Annotated in this window: 13 protein-coding genes, 1 other RNA gene and 1 pseudogene; 11 read left to right on the top strand and 4 right to left on the bottom strand. The window is 59.3% G+C overall.

The window, feature by feature from the left end:
* Nucleotides 1-7: 7 nt before the first annotated feature.
* Nucleotides 8-940 carry a ZIP family metal transporter gene (locus I6L34_RS02065; RefSeq protein ID WP_216955489.1) on the bottom strand — a complete coding sequence of 311 codons (933 nt, stop codon included), beginning with the start codon at nucleotides 938-940 and terminating at the stop codon, nucleotides 8-10.
* A 338-nt stretch (nucleotides 941-1,278) separates the two neighbouring features.
* Between I6L34_RS02065 and I6L34_RS02060 the strand changes: the two genes are divergently transcribed.
* Nucleotides 1,279-2,910 (top strand): methyl-accepting chemotaxis protein, encoded by a 1,632-nt coding sequence (locus tag I6L34_RS02060; RefSeq protein ID WP_058056998.1) that lies wholly within the window; start codon nucleotides 1,279-1,281, stop codon nucleotides 2,908-2,910.
* Between the two features lie 412 nt (nucleotides 2,911-3,322).
* On the opposite strand, the gene suhB is transcribed toward I6L34_RS02060, so the two are convergent.
* Nucleotides 3,323-4,126, bottom strand: coding sequence for an inositol-1-monophosphatase (suhB, locus tag I6L34_RS02055; RefSeq protein ID WP_005352992.1), 804 nt, complete (start codon nucleotides 4,124-4,126; stop codon nucleotides 3,323-3,325).
* Nucleotides 4,127-4,325: 199 nt separating this feature from the next.
* On the opposite strand from suhB, the gene I6L34_RS02050 reads away from it, so the two are divergent.
* From I6L34_RS02050 to emrD, 3 genes are all read left to right on the top strand, one after another.
* Nucleotides 4,326-4,781: a hypothetical protein gene (locus I6L34_RS02050; protein ID WP_058058489.1), complete on the top strand. Its 456-nt coding sequence runs from the start codon at nucleotides 4,326-4,328 to the stop codon at nucleotides 4,779-4,781.
* 168 nt (nucleotides 4,782-4,949) lie between these two features.
* Nucleotides 4,950-5,612 carry a glutathione S-transferase family protein gene (locus I6L34_RS02045; RefSeq protein WP_058058490.1) on the top strand — a complete coding sequence of 221 codons (663 nt, stop codon included), beginning with the start codon at nucleotides 4,950-4,952 and terminating at the stop codon, nucleotides 5,610-5,612.
* A 262-nt stretch (nucleotides 5,613-5,874) separates the two neighbouring features.
* Nucleotides 5,875-7,071 (top strand): multidrug efflux MFS transporter EmrD, encoded by a 1,197-nt coding sequence (gene emrD / locus I6L34_RS02040; protein ID WP_005333920.1) that lies wholly within the window; start codon nucleotides 5,875-5,877, stop codon nucleotides 7,069-7,071.
* A 194-nt stretch (nucleotides 7,072-7,265) separates the two neighbouring features.
* Here the strand turns inward: emrD and ssrS are convergent.
* Nucleotides 7,266-7,447: non-coding RNA, 6S RNA (ssrS, locus tag I6L34_RS02035), on the bottom strand.
* Nucleotides 7,448-7,463: 16 nt separating this feature from the next.
* The gene (gene zapA / locus I6L34_RS02030) at nucleotides 7,464-7,796 is read right to left on the bottom strand and encodes a cell division protein ZapA (protein WP_005333910.1); all 333 of its coding nucleotides are present in this window, start codon (nucleotides 7,794-7,796) and stop codon (nucleotides 7,464-7,466) included.
* A 173-nt stretch (nucleotides 7,797-7,969) separates the two neighbouring features.
* On the opposite strand from zapA, the gene I6L34_RS02025 reads away from it, so the two are divergent.
* The 7 genes and pseudogenes from I6L34_RS02025 to I6L34_RS01995 all read left to right on the top strand — a co-directional run.
* Complete coding sequence (locus I6L34_RS02025; RefSeq protein WP_005333908.1) at nucleotides 7,970-8,539, top strand: UPF0149 family protein; 570 nt, start codon at nucleotides 7,970-7,972, stop codon at nucleotides 8,537-8,539.
* A 177-nt stretch (nucleotides 8,540-8,716) separates the two neighbouring features.
* Entirely contained in the window at nucleotides 8,717-9,940 is a 1,224-nt protein-coding gene (gene ubiH, locus I6L34_RS02020; RefSeq protein ID WP_058058491.1) for a 2-octaprenyl-6-methoxyphenyl hydroxylase, read from the top strand.
* Nucleotides 9,941-10,062: 122 nt separating this feature from the next.
* Entirely contained in the window at nucleotides 10,063-11,331 is a 1,269-nt protein-coding gene (locus I6L34_RS02015; protein ID WP_058058492.1) for an FAD-dependent 2-octaprenylphenol hydroxylase, read from the top strand.
* A 416-nt stretch (nucleotides 11,332-11,747) separates the two neighbouring features.
* Complete coding sequence (gene gcvT, locus I6L34_RS02010) at nucleotides 11,748-12,845, top strand: glycine cleavage system aminomethyltransferase GcvT (protein ID WP_216955487.1); 1,098 nt, start codon at nucleotides 11,748-11,750, stop codon at nucleotides 12,843-12,845.
* A gap of 84 nt (nucleotides 12,846-12,929) precedes the next feature.
* Nucleotides 12,930-13,319 (top strand): glycine cleavage system protein GcvH, encoded by a 390-nt coding sequence (gcvH, locus tag I6L34_RS02005; protein ID WP_005333898.1) that lies wholly within the window; start codon nucleotides 12,930-12,932, stop codon nucleotides 13,317-13,319.
* A gap of 299 nt (nucleotides 13,320-13,618) precedes the next feature.
* The gene (gene gcvP, locus I6L34_RS02000; protein WP_216955485.1) at nucleotides 13,619-16,495 is read left to right on the top strand and encodes an aminomethyl-transferring glycine dehydrogenase; all 2,877 of its coding nucleotides are present in this window, start codon (nucleotides 13,619-13,621) and stop codon (nucleotides 16,493-16,495) included.
* 241 nt (nucleotides 16,496-16,736) lie between these two features.
* Nucleotides 16,737-16,998: pseudogene (locus tag I6L34_RS01995) on the top strand (transposase); the annotation flags it as partial.
* Nucleotides 16,999-17,016 lie beyond the last annotated feature (18 nt).

The following is a 17,016-nucleotide window of genomic DNA, read 5'->3' as shown; positions in this document are numbered from 1 at the left end:
AGGGCCTTTAGCCGAGCGCGGTATCGAGGGTCATCATCAGGGCAAAGCCTGCCATCAGGCCGAGGGTGGCATAGGTCTGGTGACCGTTGCGGTGAGTCTCCGGAATTACCTCGTGCGAGACCACAAACAGCATGGCGCCAGCGGCGAGCCCAAGTCCGATGGGGTAGGCGATGGCAAGGCCGCTGGAAAGCCCGACCCCGAGCAGGGCGCCAACCGGTTCGAGCAGGCCGCTGGCGATGGCAACCAGCACCGCCACCGAGGGGCGAAAACCGGCGGCGCACATGGCCAGCGCCACCGCCAATCCTTCCGGAATATCCTGCAGTGCGATGGCAGTGGTAAGCGGCAGCCCCACCGACATATCCCCCTGTGAGAAGCTGACCCCGATGGCCATCCCCTCCGGCAGGTTGTGCAGGGCGATGGCAAAGACGAACAGCCAGACCCGGGAGCAGCTCTCATGGCCGGGACCGCAGGGGCCGGTTTTGTCGTGCTCGTGGGGGGTGAACTGATCGAGTCCCAGCATTAACAGCACCCCGAGGGTCATGCCAACTACCACCACGGCGGCGGCGCTAAAGCCGTTGCCGGTAATCCCCTCGGCGGCCTCCAGCCCCGGCAGCAGCAGGGAGAAGGCGCTGGCCGCCAGCATCATACCGGCGGCAAAGCCCAGCATGGTGTCCTCCACTTTTTGCGGTACCGCTCGCAGGAATAGAGCGGGCAGGGCGCCGATGGCGGTGGCGGCAAACCCGGCAGCACCACCGATCAGGCCGTAGCGCACGCGGCTGGTCACTTCACCGGTAGCGAGCATGATGAGACTCTGCAACAGCAGCAACAAGACGGCAGCCAGCGCGATAAAGAGGCCGAGAGCAGTGAGTGGGCGGCTTTGCATCTGGCTACGCAGTTGCTGTGACCAGGATAACGGAGGAAGAGCAGAGAGATGGTCCATAGCATGGCCTCAAGGTGAGCAAAGCGGATAATGGCATTACATCCACTTGGCCGCCCCTTGTCCATGCCTGCAAGGCGATTGCTGCTATCGAAAAATGGCGTCAGGTGAATATGAAGTTTATTGTGATCCGGCTCCGATTGTTGGTTTTGTTAAGTTGCTTTTAATTTTTAAAGAAAAGTGAGGGCGTGGTCGCTTTGTGCTAGAGTGCGCGCCTTTGCGGAACTCTACCTTCCCGGTGTTCTGCATTTTTTCCCGTCAGGAAGGTCCGGGGATTTGCTCATAGGGACGTGATCGCCACACTCCATTCGCCTGTCAGCAGTAGAGGATCACCCGCCACTATGTTTTACAAGAATCTCTCCATCGGCAAAAAGATTGCCGTGGTTTTTGCGGTCATTGCCGCAGTCAACGTTGTCTTCGGTGTTTTTCTCTCCAGCGAATTGCGCGGTGTGCGTGATCGGGTGCTGAACTTTACCGACTCTACGCTGCCGAGTGTCCTGTCGGTCGAAACCCTGCTCTATGACGTCTCCTATGTCCGTCGTGCCCAGTTCGCCTTGCTGATGGTGAACGATGCCGCTGATCTGCAGGCTCGCCGCAGCCGGATCCAGCAGAATATCCAGAAAGTAGACAACGCATTTCACGCCTATGAGGCGACTGTCGGTGCTGATCATGAGCGTCAGGTGTTTAATCAGGCCAAACAACAGTGGCTCAGTTACCAACGTGCAGTGAACGAGTTTGATCAACTGCTGGTACAAGGACAACAAGAGCAAGCCAAGGCACAGTTATTTGCCTCGAATGCTGCTTTTGGTTCTTTGGAGCGGACAGTTAATGCTCTGATCGATGTGAACCTCGGTTTTGTGAAGGAAAACCGCAGCAGCTTGCTTGGCAGCGTCAGCATGGTGACCACTTTCGCCATGGTGAGCATTGGTGCTCTGCTGGTGTTCATGGTGGTGATGACCTGGTTCCTGACCCGCCAGATCTGCCTGCCGCTGCAAGCGGTAGTGGCTCAGGCCAACGCCATTGCCGCCGGCGATCTGACTCATCAGCTGGAGCGTCAGCATATCGGCCGTGACGAGCTGGGCATGCTGGCCAAAGCTTCCCTCAAGATGCAGGACAACCTGCGTGGTCTGATTGAAGAGGTGGTGGCTGCGGTTACCCAGTTGGGGGCGGCAATTGACGAAGTGAGTGCGGTTTCCGAACAGTCTGCCAAGGGTATTCAGAGCCAGCAGCAAGAGATTTCGCTGGTGGCGACGGCCATGACCCAGATGAAAGCGACCGTTGCTGATGTGGCGGGCAATACAGAGCACACTTCTGAGTCTGCCAGTGCGGCTAATACCTTAGCCCGCAAAGGTAATCAGGATGTGCAGCGTTCGCTGGTGGCGATCACCCGTGTGGCGGAAGAGATTGAGCAGGCTGGCACGCTGGTGGCCGAACTGGAGCGTGAATCCGCCCAGATTAACGTAGTGGTCGATGTCATTCGCAGCATTGCCGATCAGACCAATCTGCTGGCTCTCAATGCCGCCATTGAGGCAGCCCGTGCCGGTGAACAGGGCCGTGGCTTTGCGGTGGTTGCCGATGAGGTGCGCACCCTGGCGGGCCGCACCCAGGCCTCTACCGGCGAGATCGTCGCCATCATCGAAACCCTGCAGTCTCGCGCCAATCAGGCGAAAGAGGTGACCGGGCTGAGCTGTGACATGATCCGTCAGTGCGTCACCCAAAGCGAGCAGACCGGCACCGGTATCCAGCAGATCGAAGAGGCTGTCGCCCAGATTGCCGATATGGCGATCCAGATTGCCAGCGCCTGTGGTGAGCAGGATGCGGTGTCTGATGAGCTGGGTCGCAATGTTGAGCGGATCAACGAATCCGCCAATGAGGTGGCGCAGGGGGCGGATCATACTGCCCGCGCGTGTCTGGAGCTGAGCCAGCTGGCGGTGGGTCTGAAGCAGACCATCGGGCGCTTCCGTCTCGCCTGATAAGGGGGCTGGAGTGCTCCGGCCTCTTTATTCATAAAAGTCGGGGCGCTTTGCCTGCCCTCACGACACCCGGCCATGTGCCGGGTGTTTTTTATCTGGCGATGGGTACGAGGCCTGATGGTTGGGGCTCTTCATACAGAGGATGAAGATCAGGGCAAACTGGGAGGGAGATCAGATGTTTATCTCTGCCTGTGTGGTGATATTCAAGAAGGTTGGTTAAGGCGTGTTTGCTAACGAGAGAAGGGCGACGAACTGTTTTGGGGATGGGGAACGGGGCGAGCGGTTGGGGCGCGAGCTACGGGGGAAGAAGAGCATAAGCAGTTGGTTGGAATGCCCTGACAGGGTATATCGCAGCAATAAAAAAACCGGCTTGCGCCGGTTTTTTTATATTGGTGAAGGCTGGGGAGCTGGCTTATTTGGCCAGAGACTCCGGCAGCTCTTCACGGATCTTGCCCAGCATCTCTTTCAGGACGCGCGGGTTGGCAACCACGATGTTGCCGGAGTTTTCGTAGTTGTGACCACCTACGAAGTCGGTGACGATGGCGCCAGCTTCTTTGGCCAGCAGTTCACCGGCAGCTGTGTCCCAGGGTTTCAGGCCGATTTCCCAGAAACCGTCGACGCGACCGGCAGCCACATAGGCCAGATCCAGCGCAGCAGAGCCGGAGCGACGGATGTCGGCACATTCGATGAACATGCTCTGGAACATCTTCAGGTAGGACTCGATGTGGTGCTTTTGTTTGTAGGGGAAACCGGTAGCCAGTACGGTGCCAGCCAGCTCTTTGGCTTTGCCGACACGGATACGGTAGCCGTTCAGCTGGGCGCCGCTACCACGGGTAGCAGTAAACAGCTCGTCACGGATAGGATCGTAAACAACGGCTTGTTCGGTTTTGCCTTTCACACGCAGGGCGATGGAAACGGCAAAGTGCGGAATGCCTTTGACAAGGTTGGTCGTGCCATCCAGTGGGTCAATGATCCATTGGTAGTCCGGATTGGTACCGGCAATCTCACCAGACTCTTCAGCAACAATGCTGTGCTCCGGGTAAGATTTTTTGATGGTGTGAATGATGGCCGCTTCGGCTTCACGGTCAACGTTGGTCACGAAGTCATTGCTGCCTTTTTGGATAGCCTCAATGTTCTCGGGCTGGGAGAAGGCTTTTACTACAACTTGACCGGCGTTGCGCGCAGCGCGCACGGCGATATTCAGCATCGGATGCATAGGTTCACCACTGGATGTTAAAGAACGGGGGATAAAAGGACGCGGTATGATACCAGTATTTTGTGCGATGGCAACTGTTATCCCCCTACGACCAATTGATTACCACTGCCAGATTTGACGGCTCCAATATAGACCAGATCTGCGCTAGTCTTATCCCAGCAGCCGGATACAGGCTGTCATGAGCATAGGGATGTGAACCATGAATTTGTCATTAGTGAGTCAAAATGTGTCTACTGCCAGCGAGGGACTGCTGGCCATTTTACGATCGTCACCCGAGTATGGTGATCACTTTGCCCACATCACCGTGACCCCCCTGGCCCAGTGGCAACCGGCCAAGACGGAGGCGGCGATCCTGCTGATCGACGGCGATGCGCCCTGGCAGGATGCCGGATTTGCCCGGGGAGAGGATGAGACGATCGGTTTGCCGGTCTTGCCGCTGTTGATCCGCAAGGGAGACAAGGAGCTGACGGTCTGCGGGCCGGATGTGCGTGACCCCCGTTTCTATTTTGTCTCAAACGGCATCGTGCTGGATGAGTCGGAGCTGGCCGAGCCTGCCTGCAGCCGGGTGCTGTTGCGCAAGCTGGAGTCCTACTTCCCGCTGCTTTCCCGCCTGATCATGCTGCGCCAGCGCAAGCCGGTCGGCGTGATTAACTAATATCTACTATTGCCAGAGCGCACCAGCGGCGCACCGTGGCCTTGTTTGGCCTACGGTGCGCCGCTTTTTAATGGTCTGGAGCCGGTCACTTGTTGCAAGATGAGGCGGCTATGGTGTTGCACCCTGTTCCAACCGTGCAATCTGGCTATGACCAACAAGGAGTGAATCATGATCGACTTTTACACCGCCGCGACCCCCAATGGTTTCAAAGTGGCGATCGCCCTCGAAGAGCTGGGTTTGCCCTATCGGGTCATTCCTCTCGATCTTTCGGCGCTGGATCAGAAGAAGCCCGAGTTTCTCGCCATCAACCCAAATGGCCGTATTCCGGCTATCGTCGATCGGGATAACGACGATTTCGCCGTATTCGAGTCGGGGGCCATCCTCATCTATCTGGCGGAGAAAGCAGGCAAGTTGCTGCCCGCTGATCCCAAACGCCGCTCTCAGGCCATCCAGTGGCTGATGTTCCAGATGGGCGGGGTAGGACCCATGATGGGGCAGGCCAATGTCTTCTACCGCTATTTCCCCGAGAAGATCCCCGCCGCTATCGAACGCTACCAGAAGGAGGGGCGTCGCCTGTTCGAGGTGCTCGACAGCCATCTGGCCCATCACGAATATCTGGCGGACGAGTACAGCATCGCCGACATTGCCACCTGGCCCTGGGTGCGTATTTATGACTGGAGCGGCATCTCCATCGAGGGATTGCCCCATCTGCAAGCCTGGATGGATCGCATGGCAGAGAAGCCTGCCTGCCAGAAGGGGATCACCATACCGCCGCGCAGAGAGCAGCCCGATGAGCTGATCAAGCAGGCGCAACAGATGGTAACGCGTTGATTTTTAACTGCTGACGGGGCGAAATGCCCCGTAATATTAGAAAAACTAAGGCAAGCCGATTATAAAGATTCGTTCGTTTTTTGTGAGCTGAATCACTATGATGCCCCCATACCACCAAGCGTCCTGTGCGGTGGCTTGGCGGGCTCCCCGCCTACTGTTTCCAAAACTGTTTTTGATTGCATCACAGCCTCTGTGATCAGATTCCTCTGGGCCATTTTGTGCCAGAGGGGCGGCAGCATTTTTTCGATTTTTTGGGACTGATATGGATCGGCACAGTTTTTATCCGTTGTTTTTACTGACCATTCTGATGGTCGCTGTGGGCCAGATGACCCAGACCCTTTATGTTCCCTCCATTCCCATGATGGCGGGGGACTTCAATGTGGCCTCGGGCCAGTTGCAGGCGGTGATGGCCTGTTACCTGATCCCCTATGGCCTCTCCCAGTTTGTCTATGGGCCGTTGTCGGATCGTATCGGCCGTCGCCCGGTGCTGATCGTCGGCATGATGGTGTTTCTGGTGGGCACCCTGATCATTCAGGTCATCCCCCATTTTGCCGCCCTGCTAGTGGGTAGCTTTATTCAGGGGCTGGGTACCGGTGCCGGTGGCGCCATGAGCCGTACCGTGATGCGCGATCGCTACAACGGCGCCGAGCTCAACCGCGCCAACAGTCTGGTGAGCATGGGGGTGATCTTCTCCCCGCTGCTGGCACCGGTGCTGGGGGGATGGCTGACCGAGCTGTTCAACTGGCGCGCCGGTTACTGGTTCCTGTTCGGTTTTGGTGCCGTAGCCACCCTGGCGATCATGGCCTGGTTTGGCGAGACCCTGCCTGCTGCTGCCCGTCAGCCACTGCGCGTCGGTGCTGCCTATCGCCATGTGCTGGGCAACCCCAAGTTTCAGGGCAACCTGCTCTGCCTGATGGCGACCTTTGCCGGTTTGGCAGTGTTCGAGGCTGCGGCCGGTGTGCTGCTCGGCGATGTGCTGAAACTGAGCGCCCGTACCGTGAGCGTGCTGTTCGTGCTGCCGCTGCCCGGCTATCTGTTCGGGGCCTGGCTCTCTGCCAAGCTGAGCTTCCGTTTGACTCAGGGCAAGCTGATGCGTCTGGGGATCGCCTTTCTGGCGCTCGGCTCCCTCATCATTCTGGTGCCGGGGCTGTTCGGGGTGGTGAGTGCCGCCTCGCTGGTCGGTGGTGCGGCTGTCTACTTCATTGGTAGCGGTATTCTCTACCCGACCGCCACTTCCTGTGCCATCGAGCCCTTCCCGGGTCAGGCCGGCACCGCTGGTGCCATTCTCGGCGGGATGCAGAATCTGGGGGCCGGTGTGGTGACCCTGCTGGCGGCCGGTTTCCCGATGACCGGTCAGGTGACTCTGGGTGCCATCATGACCCTGATGGTGCTGATCGTGGCGCTGAGTTTTGTCTGGTTACGCCACCATGGCTCCCCCCACGAGCAGATGGCCATCTAAATTTGCTTGCCTGCTGCAAAACAAAGCCCGCCTTTTGGCGGGCTTTGTCGTTATGGCTGTGTCCGCTTCACACCTTGTCCCATCGGGTTCTCCATTTATTGGGGGGAAAGGTGTAAACCATATTCAGGACGGGACAGTTCGTTGATCATCAGGCAAAGAAAAAGCCCGTCACGCTGGTGACGGGCTTTTGCTGTTGGTACCCCGAGATGCCGTTGCCGGTTTGGGCCCTTGAACCGTCGGTTCAAGGCGGGGATCGGATCTGACCGCAGGCTTCTCGGTCGTGCCGAGCATGCGCAATAGCCAGAAGGCAGATCCCCTGTTTGGTATGAATATCGGCTCGGGGACTTGAACCGGCTGACAAACATCCCAGGGAATTTTAAAACGGTTTGCGATTAGGGCTGTTGCCCCTCTTCGCTGGAATCACCATACTGTCCGTGCTCGATCAGGGCCGCTTCGATGGTGCGCTGCAGCATCTTGATCCGCTTGTCCATGGTCTCAGAGTATTGGTGGTTCTTCTCTTTTTCAAGGCAGAGCTCATGACAGAAATTGAGCGCCGCCATGATAGCCAATTGCTCGTTGCTGGAGACTTTGGAACGTTGACGCAGGTCGATCAACTTGTCGGTCAGCTGCTCGGCGGCCTGGCGCAGGGCATCCTGCTGTCCCAAGGGACAGGATACCTTGTAGGGACGTCCCAAAATGACGATTTCTACGGCCTCTGTGCTCATGCCTTCCTCAATACGGCGGAGCTGATTTCCGCCTTTATCCACGTGGACAACTGGGCGGGACTATATAGCGCAGATGCATAAGTTTCAAGGCCTTGCTGGCTCTGCAAGAGGGAGAATGCTAGGATCCTGACCATTAATTCTGCAAATTTGACTGAACTTTGAGCGGATCCTCGATGAGCAAAACGAACCCCCTTAAATATGCGGCAGTGGCCGACATCATGGAACAACATGAGCTGATGGCCAGCGCAGTAGAGGCCCATGGTGTGATCTGCGGTCTGGTGTGCGGCGGTGTGGCACTGGACGACAAGAGTTGGCTGCCCCATTTCAACGATCTGGTGAACGACGGTTTCGGCCTGCCGGCCCCGGTGCGCCAGGTGATGACCGATCTTTATCACAATGTGGTCGAGAGCCTGATGGCCCAGAAGGGCGTCGAGCTGCTGCTGCCAAGTGATGATGCTCCCCTCGACGAGCGCATCGATTCGCTAGTGGACTGGTCACAGGCATTTCTGGCCGGTTTTGGCGTGGTGCAGCAGGAGCTCTCCCGCGCGTCGGAAGAGCTGCAGGAGATGATCCAGGATATCGCCAGCATCACTCAGGTCTCCGCCGAGTTCGATCAGGAAGATGACGAGAACGAAGCCTCTTTCCTGGTGCTCTACGAACACGTCAAACTGGGGGTCATGATGGCCTTCGAAGAGTTTGGCAAGCGCCCCGATACCCCGAGCGCGCCGCCGACCCTTCATTGAGGTGCGGGTCAACGCGACCCTTACTGAATCTGCAAGAGCGCCTGATGGCGCTCTTTTTTATTTCCTTGTGGTGGCTAACCCTGTGAGGCGCAACCGGTTTTTTGCCGGTGACCTCGCATTCAGTCAGCGGCTTTGTGATAGCATGAAGCCACCTTTTTCACTTCTTCCTCTCTGCTTATGTCTCAATCTGATGTGCGACAGGTCGATGTCACCCTGGTCGGCGGTGGAATGAGCGGTGCCGTGCTGGCCCTCTCGCTGGCAGCCCTGCTTCGATCCGATGGCTCCCCCCTCGAGATCCTGCTGCTGGAGGCAAGCGTCCCCGAACAGCACACCCATTCAGGGTTCGACGCACGCGCCATTGCGCTCTCGGCCGGTACCTGTGATGCGCTGTTGCGACGCGGACTCTGGCCGCTGTTTGCCCCCCATTGCGCCCCCATTACCCAGATTCATGTCTCGGATCGGGGCCACTTCGGTCAGGCTCGCCTGTCGGCTGCCGAATACGGCCTGCCCGCGCTGGGCCAAGTGATCGAGCTGGCATCCGCCGGCAAGGAGCTGCAACGGGCGATGGCGGCCTCTCCCAATATCCGGGTCTGTTGTCCGGCACGGGTGAGCGAGATTGCGCCCGATGAGGAGAAGGTGACCCTCACCCTCGAGAGCGGTGAACAGATTGAGACCCGCCTGCTGGTGGCGGCAGACGGCGGCAACTCCTTTGTGCGTCAGCACTTCAAGTTGCCGGTGACCCGCCACGACTTTGAGCAGCACGCCATCATCGCCACGGTCAAAACGGCGCAAGACCCTGAGGGACGCGCCTTCGAGCGTTTTACCGAAGGGGGGCCGCTGGCCCTGCTGCCGATGCAGGAGGGGCTCTCCTCGCTGGTGTGGAGCGTCGGGCAGCATGAGGTGGATGAGCTGATGGCCCTCGATGAGGCGGCGTTTCTTGCCCGTCTGCAGCAGGCCTTTGGCTGGCGGCTTGGTCGCTTCGAGCGATGCGGCGTGCGTAACGTATATCCGCTCATTCTGACCGCCTGCGACTACCCGCTGGCCCAGCGCACCGTGCTGGTCGGTAATGCCGCACACGCCCTGCACCCCATTGCCGGACAGGGCTTCAACCTCGGGATGCGGGATCTCGACCTGCTTACCGGCGCCGTAGCCAAGGCGTTGGCAGAGGGGGAGGATATCGGCAGCTTCAAGGTACTGAGTGGCTACTGGCAGCAGCGTCAGCGCGATCAGGCGCAGACCGTCTGGCTCACCTCTTCGCTGGCCCAGCTCTTCTCCAATGGTCACGATCCGCTGGTGGCGGGGCGCAATCTGGCGCTCACCCTGATGGGGCGATTCCCGTGCCTCAAGGCGCCGCTTGCCTCGCGCACCCTGGGCTTTGTCGCCGATGTGTGCGGCAACTAGCCAGCACTTGTTGAGTGGAACCTGTTGACCGCCATTCGTTGATCAAAACCTATTGAATAAAGAGGTGATGCCTGCGGGCGTCCCCTCGCTGGCCAGCCGGTCAGCCCTGAAAGGATGAGATGATGCAGATGCAAAATGTGGATGTGGTGATTGTCGGTGGCGGCATGGTGGGGCTGGGGCTCGCTGCGGCCCTGAAACATAGTGCCCTCAAGGTGCTGGTGGTGGAGGGGCAATTGCCCGATCCGCAGCTAGGGGAGGTGGCCGATAACCGGGTCAGCGCCCTGAGTCTGGCCAGCCAGCAGATCCTGCGCCATGTCGGCGCCTGGGACAGCATTGAAGCGCGCCGCCTGCAGGCCTACGACAAGATGGCGGTGTGGGAGCAGGACAGTTTTGGCCATATCGACTTCGATGCCGCCAGCCTGCGTCAGGCCAACCTCGGCCATATCGTCGAGAATCGGGTGATCCAGCTGGCGCTGCTTGAGTCAATTGAAGGTGCCAGCAATATCCAGTTGCTGACCCCCGCCAGAGCCAAGAGCCTGCAGAGCGGCCCGGCGGGCGCCCTGCTGCTCCTTGAAGATGGTCAGGCTATCTCGGCCAAACTGGTGGTAGCCGCCGATGGCGCCCACTCCTGGGTGCGCCGTCAGGCCGATATCCCGCTCACCAGCTGGGATTATGGCCACCATGCCCTGGTGGCGACGGTGCGCTGCGCCGAACCCCATGAGGCGGTGGCACGCCAGATCTTCACCCCGGATGGCCCGCTCGCCTTTTTGCCGCTGTGGCAAGAGAACCTCTGCTCCATCGTCTGGTCGCTGCCTGCGGCCCGCGCCGAGGCGCTCTGCACCTGCGATGACGAGCAGTTCAATCGCCAGCTTACCGCCGCCTTCGATGCCCGGCTCGGTCTGTGCAAGGTGGAGGGGCCGCGCAGCGCGATTCCGCTCACCGCCCGCTATGCCCGCGACTTTGCTCGCGAGCGGCTGGTGCTGGTGGGAGATGCCGCCCATACCATCCATCCGCTGGCGGGGCAGGGGGTCAACCTTGGCCTGCTGGATGCTGCCGCGCTGGCGGAGCTGATCTTGCAAAATCATGCCGCGGGTGAGGATATCGGCCTGCTCGCCAACCTGCGCAGCTACGAGCGCTGGCGCAAGAGCGAAGCGGCTCGCATGCTCGCTGCAATGGAGGGGCTCAAGCGGCTGTTCAGCGGGGCCAACCCGCTCAAGAAGCTGGTGCGGGGCGTGGGATTGCGCGCGGCCAATCTGCTGACGCCCTTCAAGGAGGGGGTGATCCGCGCCGCCATGGGGCTGGAGGGCGAGTTGCCCGCATTGGCCCGTCCTGACTGGGTCGTTGCGGCGACCAAGGGCAGTGCCATGCAGGCCAAGGGTGAAAAAAACTAATATTACTCGCGTTTTTTGACAACAAAAGTAATCCGACAAGGCTGATGACCCGTTTTGGGTGTCAGCCTTTAATTTTGCTCTGGAGCGAAACGTTTTTCTGCAAATTGTGACGAAACGGTAAAAATCAAAATTTAATCTCGCCTGAGTCGGCTTATGGCTGTTTTTATCACTGCATTTATCTTAGTGTCTGGAGTCAGTTTTACGGGAGGGGATTAGTTTTTTTTGAGCGGCACGCTCGCCTGCTTGTCATATAATCCGCTCCGTTCAAGGAATCCCTCTTGCCTGGCAAGGGCAGGAGCGAGCACACACTTTTGGATCCGGTCGCTTTTTGCTGTACGTAGTGCAGTCAGAGCGGTGGCACGGGTCGCAAGGGTGGTCGCCAAAGCGAAAAGGCTTTTTGCTAAGGAAAGAATGCGATGATCCAGACTACTGTACTGCATCCCAAACACCTGGAAGCCGGCGCCAAGATGGTGGACTTCCACGGTTGGGAAATGCCCATCAACTACGGCTCCCAGCTGGAAGAGCACCACGCGGTGCGCAGCGATGCCGGTATGTTCGATGTCTCCCACATGACCATCGTCGATTTGACCGGCGAACGGGTCAAAGCCTTTCTGCAACACCTGCTGGCCAACGACGTGGCCAAACTCACTGTCCCCGGCAAGGCCCTCTACAGCGGCATGCTCAATCCGGAAGGCGGCGTGATCGATGACCTTATCACCTATTATCTTGGCGATACGTTTTACCGGCTGGTGGTCAACTCCGCTACCCGCGAGAAGGATCTGGCCTGGATCCGCCATCACGCCATCGATTTCGACATCACAGTGACCGAGCGTCCCGAGCTTGCAATGATTGCGGTGCAGGGCCCCAACGCCAAGGTCAAGGCCGCAGCCGTGCTGAGCGCCGCCCAGCGCACTGCCGTGGTGGGGATGAAGCCCTTCTTCGGCGTGCAGGCTGGCGATCTCTTTATCGCCACTACCGGCTACACCGGCGAGGATGGTTATGAAATCGTGGTGCCGCAAGAGAAAGCCTGCGAGCTGTGGCAGGCACTGCTGGATAACGGCGTCGCCCCGTGCGGCCTCGGTGCCCGCGATACCCTGCGCCTCGAAGCGGGTATGAACCTCTACGGTCAGGATATGGACGAGTCAATCTCTCCGCTGGCCGCCAACATGGCCTGGACCATCGCCTGGGAGCCGAGCGAGCGCAACTTTATCGGCCGCGACGTGCTGGAAGCACAGAAAGCGGCGGGCAATCAGCCCAAGCTGGTGGGTCTGGTGATGGAAGAGAAAGGGGTGCTGCGTGCCGGTATACCGGTCACCTTCACCGCGGCAAACGGTGAGAAGCGGGAAGGTGTGATCACCTCCGGCTCTTTCTCCCCCACCCTGGGCTACAGTATTGCCCTGGCGCGGGTGCCCCGCGATATCGGTGAACTGGCCGAGGTGGAGATCCGCAAAAAGCTGGTCACCGTGAAGGTCACCAAGCCCGCTTTCGTCCGTAACGGCCAGAAGCTGGTTTAATACCGTTTTGGGGGAGGGCAGTGCCTCCCCCATCCCTTTTCATATTCGTTTTTAAACGCGACTCAAAGATCAAAGGAAGCACAAATGAGCCATATCCCGAGCGAACTGAAATATGCCACTTCCCACGAGTGGATCCGTGTTGAAGCCAACGGCGAGGCCGTGGTCGGTATCACCGAACACGCCCAGGAGCTGCTGGGTGACATGGTGTTTGTCGAGCTGCCGGAAGTGGGCAAGCAGGTCAGTGCCGGTGACGACTGCGCCGTGGCCGAGTCGGTCAAGGCGGCCTCCGACATCTACAGCCCGGTGAGCGGCGAGATCATTGCCGTCAACGAAGAGCTGGAAGGGAGCCCCGAGCTGGTCAACTCCGATCCCTACAGCGCTGGCTGGCTGTTCCGCATCAAGCTCGATGACGAGAGCGAGCTGGCCAACCTGCTGGATGCCGAAGGCTACCAGAACGTGGTGGACGAAGAGTAATGCCCCCGGGCCCTGCCAACACAGCAGGGCCCCTTTGTATGACCGCCAGCCGGGCAAGCACCGGCCGGTGGAAGGGTGAAGTCGCCCGCGCCTGCCGTTTACCAGTCTAGGTGCATAGGGGGCAAATGGGTCCGTTCGCAACAAGGCGATCCCCTCTCGATGCTGCCGCAGCATCCGGTGCCGCACCCTGTCTGCGGGACCCAGAACATGAGTGGAGTCGGTATCAGCCGACGATCAGGAACATCAGGTCTTGGTTATCAGGATGTCATGCCAGGACTTATTTATCAGGAAATAGGGAAATGACCCAGTCACTGTTTGAACTTGAGCAAAAAACCGATTTTGTCCGCCGCCATATTGGCCCGGGCGAGGAAGAGCTGCGCCAGCTGCTGGCGACCGTCGGGGCCGAAAGCCTGGACGATTTGATTGAACAGACCGTGCCCGCCGCCATTCGCCTGCCGGGCCCGCTGGGGATCGGTGCCGGCATGACCGAAGTGGAAGCGCTGGCCAAGCTCAGGGGCTATGCCGCTCAGAACAAGATTGCCAAGAGCTATATCGGCATGGGTTATCACGATACCCATGTGCCCCACGTCATTTTGCGCAACGTGCTGGAAAATCCGGGCTGGTATACCGCTTACACCCCGTACCAGCCCGAGCTGGCGCAGGGCCGTCTCGAAGCCCTGCTCAACTTCCAGCAGCTGACGCAGGATCTCACCGGCATGGATCTGGCAAGCGCCTCCCTGCTGGATGAAGCGACCGCCGCCGCCGAGGCGATGGCGCTGGCCAAACGGATGGCCAAGTCCAAATCCAACCTCTTCTTTGTGGCCGATGACGTGCACCCGCAGGTGATCGACGTGGTCAAGGAGCGCGCTGTTCACTTTGGTTTCGATGTGGCGGTTGGCGCTGCGAGCGATGCAGTGAGCGAAGAGGTGTTTGGTGCCCTGTTCCAGTACCCCACCACCACCGGTGAGGTGAAAGATCTGCGTGCCCTGATTGCAGCCGTACAGGCCCAAAAAGGGCTGGCCTGCGTCAGCGCCGACCTGCTCTCTTTGCTGCTACTCAAATCCCCGGGCGAGCTGGGTGCCGACGTGGTGTTGGGCTCCGCCCAGCGCTTTGGTGTGCCCATGGGTTACGGTGGCCCCCATGCCGCCTTCTTCGCCACCCGCGATGCCTACAAGCGCTCCATGCCGGGCCGCATTATCGGCGTCTCCAAGGATGCCCGTGGCAAGGCTGCGCTGCGCATGGCGATGCAGACCCGCGAGCAGCATATCCGCCGCGAGAAGGCCAACTCCAACATCTGTACCGCTCAGGTGCTGCTGGCCAACATGGCGAGCTTCTACGCCGTCTACCACGGCCCGGTGGGACTGAAAACCATCGCCTCCCGCGTGCACCGTCTCACCACCATTCTGGCCCTTGGCCTCAAGGCCAAGGGCATGCCCCTCAAGCATGCCAGCTGGTTCGATACCCTGACCGTGCTGACGGCAGATAAAGCAGCACTTATTGCCAAGGCTGAAGCTAATGGCATCAACCTGCGCGCCGATCTCGACGGTGCGGTAGGGGTCTCCCTCTCTGAAACCACCACTCGCGGCGATGTGGCCGAGTTGTTCGAACTGTTCCTAGGGGCAGGCCATGGCCTCGACATCGAGGCCCTCGACAAGGCGGCGCAGGCCCATCACGCCATCCCGCAGGATCTGCTGCGCACCGACGCCGTGCTGACCCACGAGGTGTTCAACAAGTACCACTCCGAAACCGAGATGCTGCGTTATATCCACCGTCTCGAAGCGAAAGATCTGGCGCTCAACTACGCCATGATTTCACTCGGCTCCTGCACCATGAAGCTCAACGCCACCGCCGAGATGATCCCGGTGACCTGGCCCGAGTTCGGTAAGTTGCACCCGTTCGCTCCGCTGGCGCAGGCCAAGGGCTACCAGCTGCTGCTGGCCGACCTCGAAAACTGGCTGGTGAAAGTGACCGGTTACGATGCGGTCTGCATGCAGCCCAACTCAGGTGCCCAGGGCGAATACGCAGGTCTGCTCGCCATCAAGAAATATCACGAGTCTCGTGGTGAAGGGCATCGCGACATCTGCCTGATCCCAGCTTCTGCCCACGGCACCAACCCGGCCTCTGCCCAGATGGCGGGGCTCAAGGTGATCGTCACCGCCTGTGACAAGTCCGGCAACGTGGATCTCGACGACCTGCGCGCCAAGGCGGCCGAGGCGGGGGATCAACTCTCCTGTCTGATGGTGACCTACCCCTCCACCCACGGGGTGTACGAGGAGACCATCAAGGAGGTGTGCGACATCGTTCACCAGCACGGTGGCCAGGTCTATCTGGACGGCGCCAATATGAACGCGCAAGTCGGGTTGACGGCGCCGGGCTTTATCGGGGCGGACGTCTCTCACCTCAACCTGCACAAGACCTTTGCCATTCCTCACGGCGGTGGAGGCCCGGGCATGGGCCCCATCGGTGTGAAGAAACATCTGGCACCGTTCGTGGCTGGTCACGCCGTGGTCAAGACCGACAAGGAGAGCCGTGACAATGGCGCTGTGTCGGCTGCACCGTTCGGCTCGGCCAGCATCCTGCCCATCAGCTGGATGTATATCGCCATGCTGGGTGACGAGGGGCTGAAGAGATCCACTCAGGTGGCTATCCTCAACGCCAACTATCTGGCCAAGAAGCTGGGTGAATCCTTCCCGGTGCTCTACTCTGGCCGCAACGGTCGGGTGGCCCACGAGTGCATTCTGGATATTCGCCCGCTCAAGGAGGCTTCCGGCATCAGCGAGATGGACGTGGCCAAGCGGCTGATGGACTACGGCTTCCACGCGCCGACCATGAGCTTCCCGGTGGCGGGTACCCTGATGGTCGAACCGACCGAGTCGGAATCCAAGCGCGAGCTGGATCGCTTCGTCGAAGCGATGACCTCCATCCGCGCCGAGATTGCCAAGGTGCAGGAGGGGCAGTGGAGCCTCGCCGATAACCCGCTGGTCCATGCGCCGCACACTCAGGACGATGTGATGGATGCAGAGTGGTCCCGCGGCTACAGCCGTGCCGAGGCGGTCTTCCCGTCCAACGCCGTGCGTGCCAGCAAACTGTGGCCCTCGGTCAACCGCATCGACGACGTCTACGGCGATCGCAACCTGTTCTGTGCCTGTATCCCGACTGAGGATTACGCCAAGTAAGTGGCTTCTTGATCACGGCCATTTAAGTTGGAAACCGTGACATTGAAGTTGGAAACCGACCATTCAAGTTGGAAACTCAAAGGCCCTGCAACAGCAGGGCCTTTTTATTATTCCGTGGACTGAGAGTCATTAAATTATAAAAATGATCGCATTTTGATCTTTCAGCCGTGTTGGGGAAGGTGCGAACAAGTCTCTGGTGTGAGACTATCAGTCTCACTTGGTATCAGGGATGAGGTTCAGCATGGTCCAACAGTTTACTTTCGCGGATAGCAAGTTCAATGGTAAACGCCGCAAAACCCGCAAAGAGACATTCCTAGCCCGCATGGACGCTTTGCTCCCATGGGCCAGAATGCTCAGTGTCATTGAACCGGTCTACCCGAAAGCTGACAACGGCAGCCGTTCCTATCCACTCGACACCATGCTGCGAATTCACTACATGCAGCAGTGGAATAACCATCTGCGATGGCGCCATGGAATATGAGCTCTACGAGATTACTTCTCTGTGCGGTAGATGGGCATAC

Source organism: Aeromonas sp. FDAARGOS 1404, assembly GCF_019047085.1.
GTDB classification, from domain to species: Bacteria; Pseudomonadota; Gammaproteobacteria; order Enterobacterales; family Aeromonadaceae; genus Aeromonas; species Aeromonas veronii.
This window is presented reverse-complemented; position numbering and strand designations above follow the sequence as displayed.

What these genes read in the sequence shown, in the direction of transcription:
- I6L34_RS02065 (WP_216955489.1), bottom strand. Translation starts at nt 940, where the DNA reads ATGGACCATCTCTCTGCTCTTCCTCCGTTATCCTGGTCACAGCAACTG.
- I6L34_RS02060 (WP_058056998.1), top strand. Translation starts at nt 1,279, where the DNA reads ATGTTTTACAAGAATCTCTCCATCGGCAAAAAGATTGCCGTGGTTTTT.
- suhB (WP_005352992.1), bottom strand. Translation starts at nt 4,126, where the DNA reads ATGCATCCGATGCTGAATATCGCCGTGCGCGCTGCGCGCAACGCCGGT.
- I6L34_RS02050 (WP_058058489.1), top strand. Translation starts at nt 4,326, where the DNA reads ATGAATTTGTCATTAGTGAGTCAAAATGTGTCTACTGCCAGCGAGGGA.
- I6L34_RS02045 (WP_058058490.1), top strand. Translation starts at nt 4,950, where the DNA reads ATGATCGACTTTTACACCGCCGCGACCCCCAATGGTTTCAAAGTGGCG.
- emrD (WP_005333920.1), top strand. Translation starts at nt 5,875, where the DNA reads ATGGATCGGCACAGTTTTTATCCGTTGTTTTTACTGACCATTCTGATG.
- zapA (WP_005333910.1), bottom strand. Translation starts at nt 7,796, where the DNA reads ATGAGCACAGAGGCCGTAGAAATCGTCATTTTGGGACGTCCCTACAAG.
- I6L34_RS02025 (WP_005333908.1), top strand. Translation starts at nt 7,970, where the DNA reads ATGAGCAAAACGAACCCCCTTAAATATGCGGCAGTGGCCGACATCATG.
- ubiH (WP_058058491.1), top strand. Translation starts at nt 8,717, where the DNA reads ATGTCTCAATCTGATGTGCGACAGGTCGATGTCACCCTGGTCGGCGGT.
- I6L34_RS02015 (WP_058058492.1), top strand. Translation starts at nt 10,063, where the DNA reads ATGCAGATGCAAAATGTGGATGTGGTGATTGTCGGTGGCGGCATGGTG.
- gcvT (WP_216955487.1), top strand. Translation starts at nt 11,748, where the DNA reads ATGATCCAGACTACTGTACTGCATCCCAAACACCTGGAAGCCGGCGCC.
- gcvH (WP_005333898.1), top strand. Translation starts at nt 12,930, where the DNA reads ATGAGCCATATCCCGAGCGAACTGAAATATGCCACTTCCCACGAGTGG.
- gcvP (WP_216955485.1), top strand. Translation starts at nt 13,619, where the DNA reads ATGACCCAGTCACTGTTTGAACTTGAGCAAAAAACCGATTTTGTCCGC.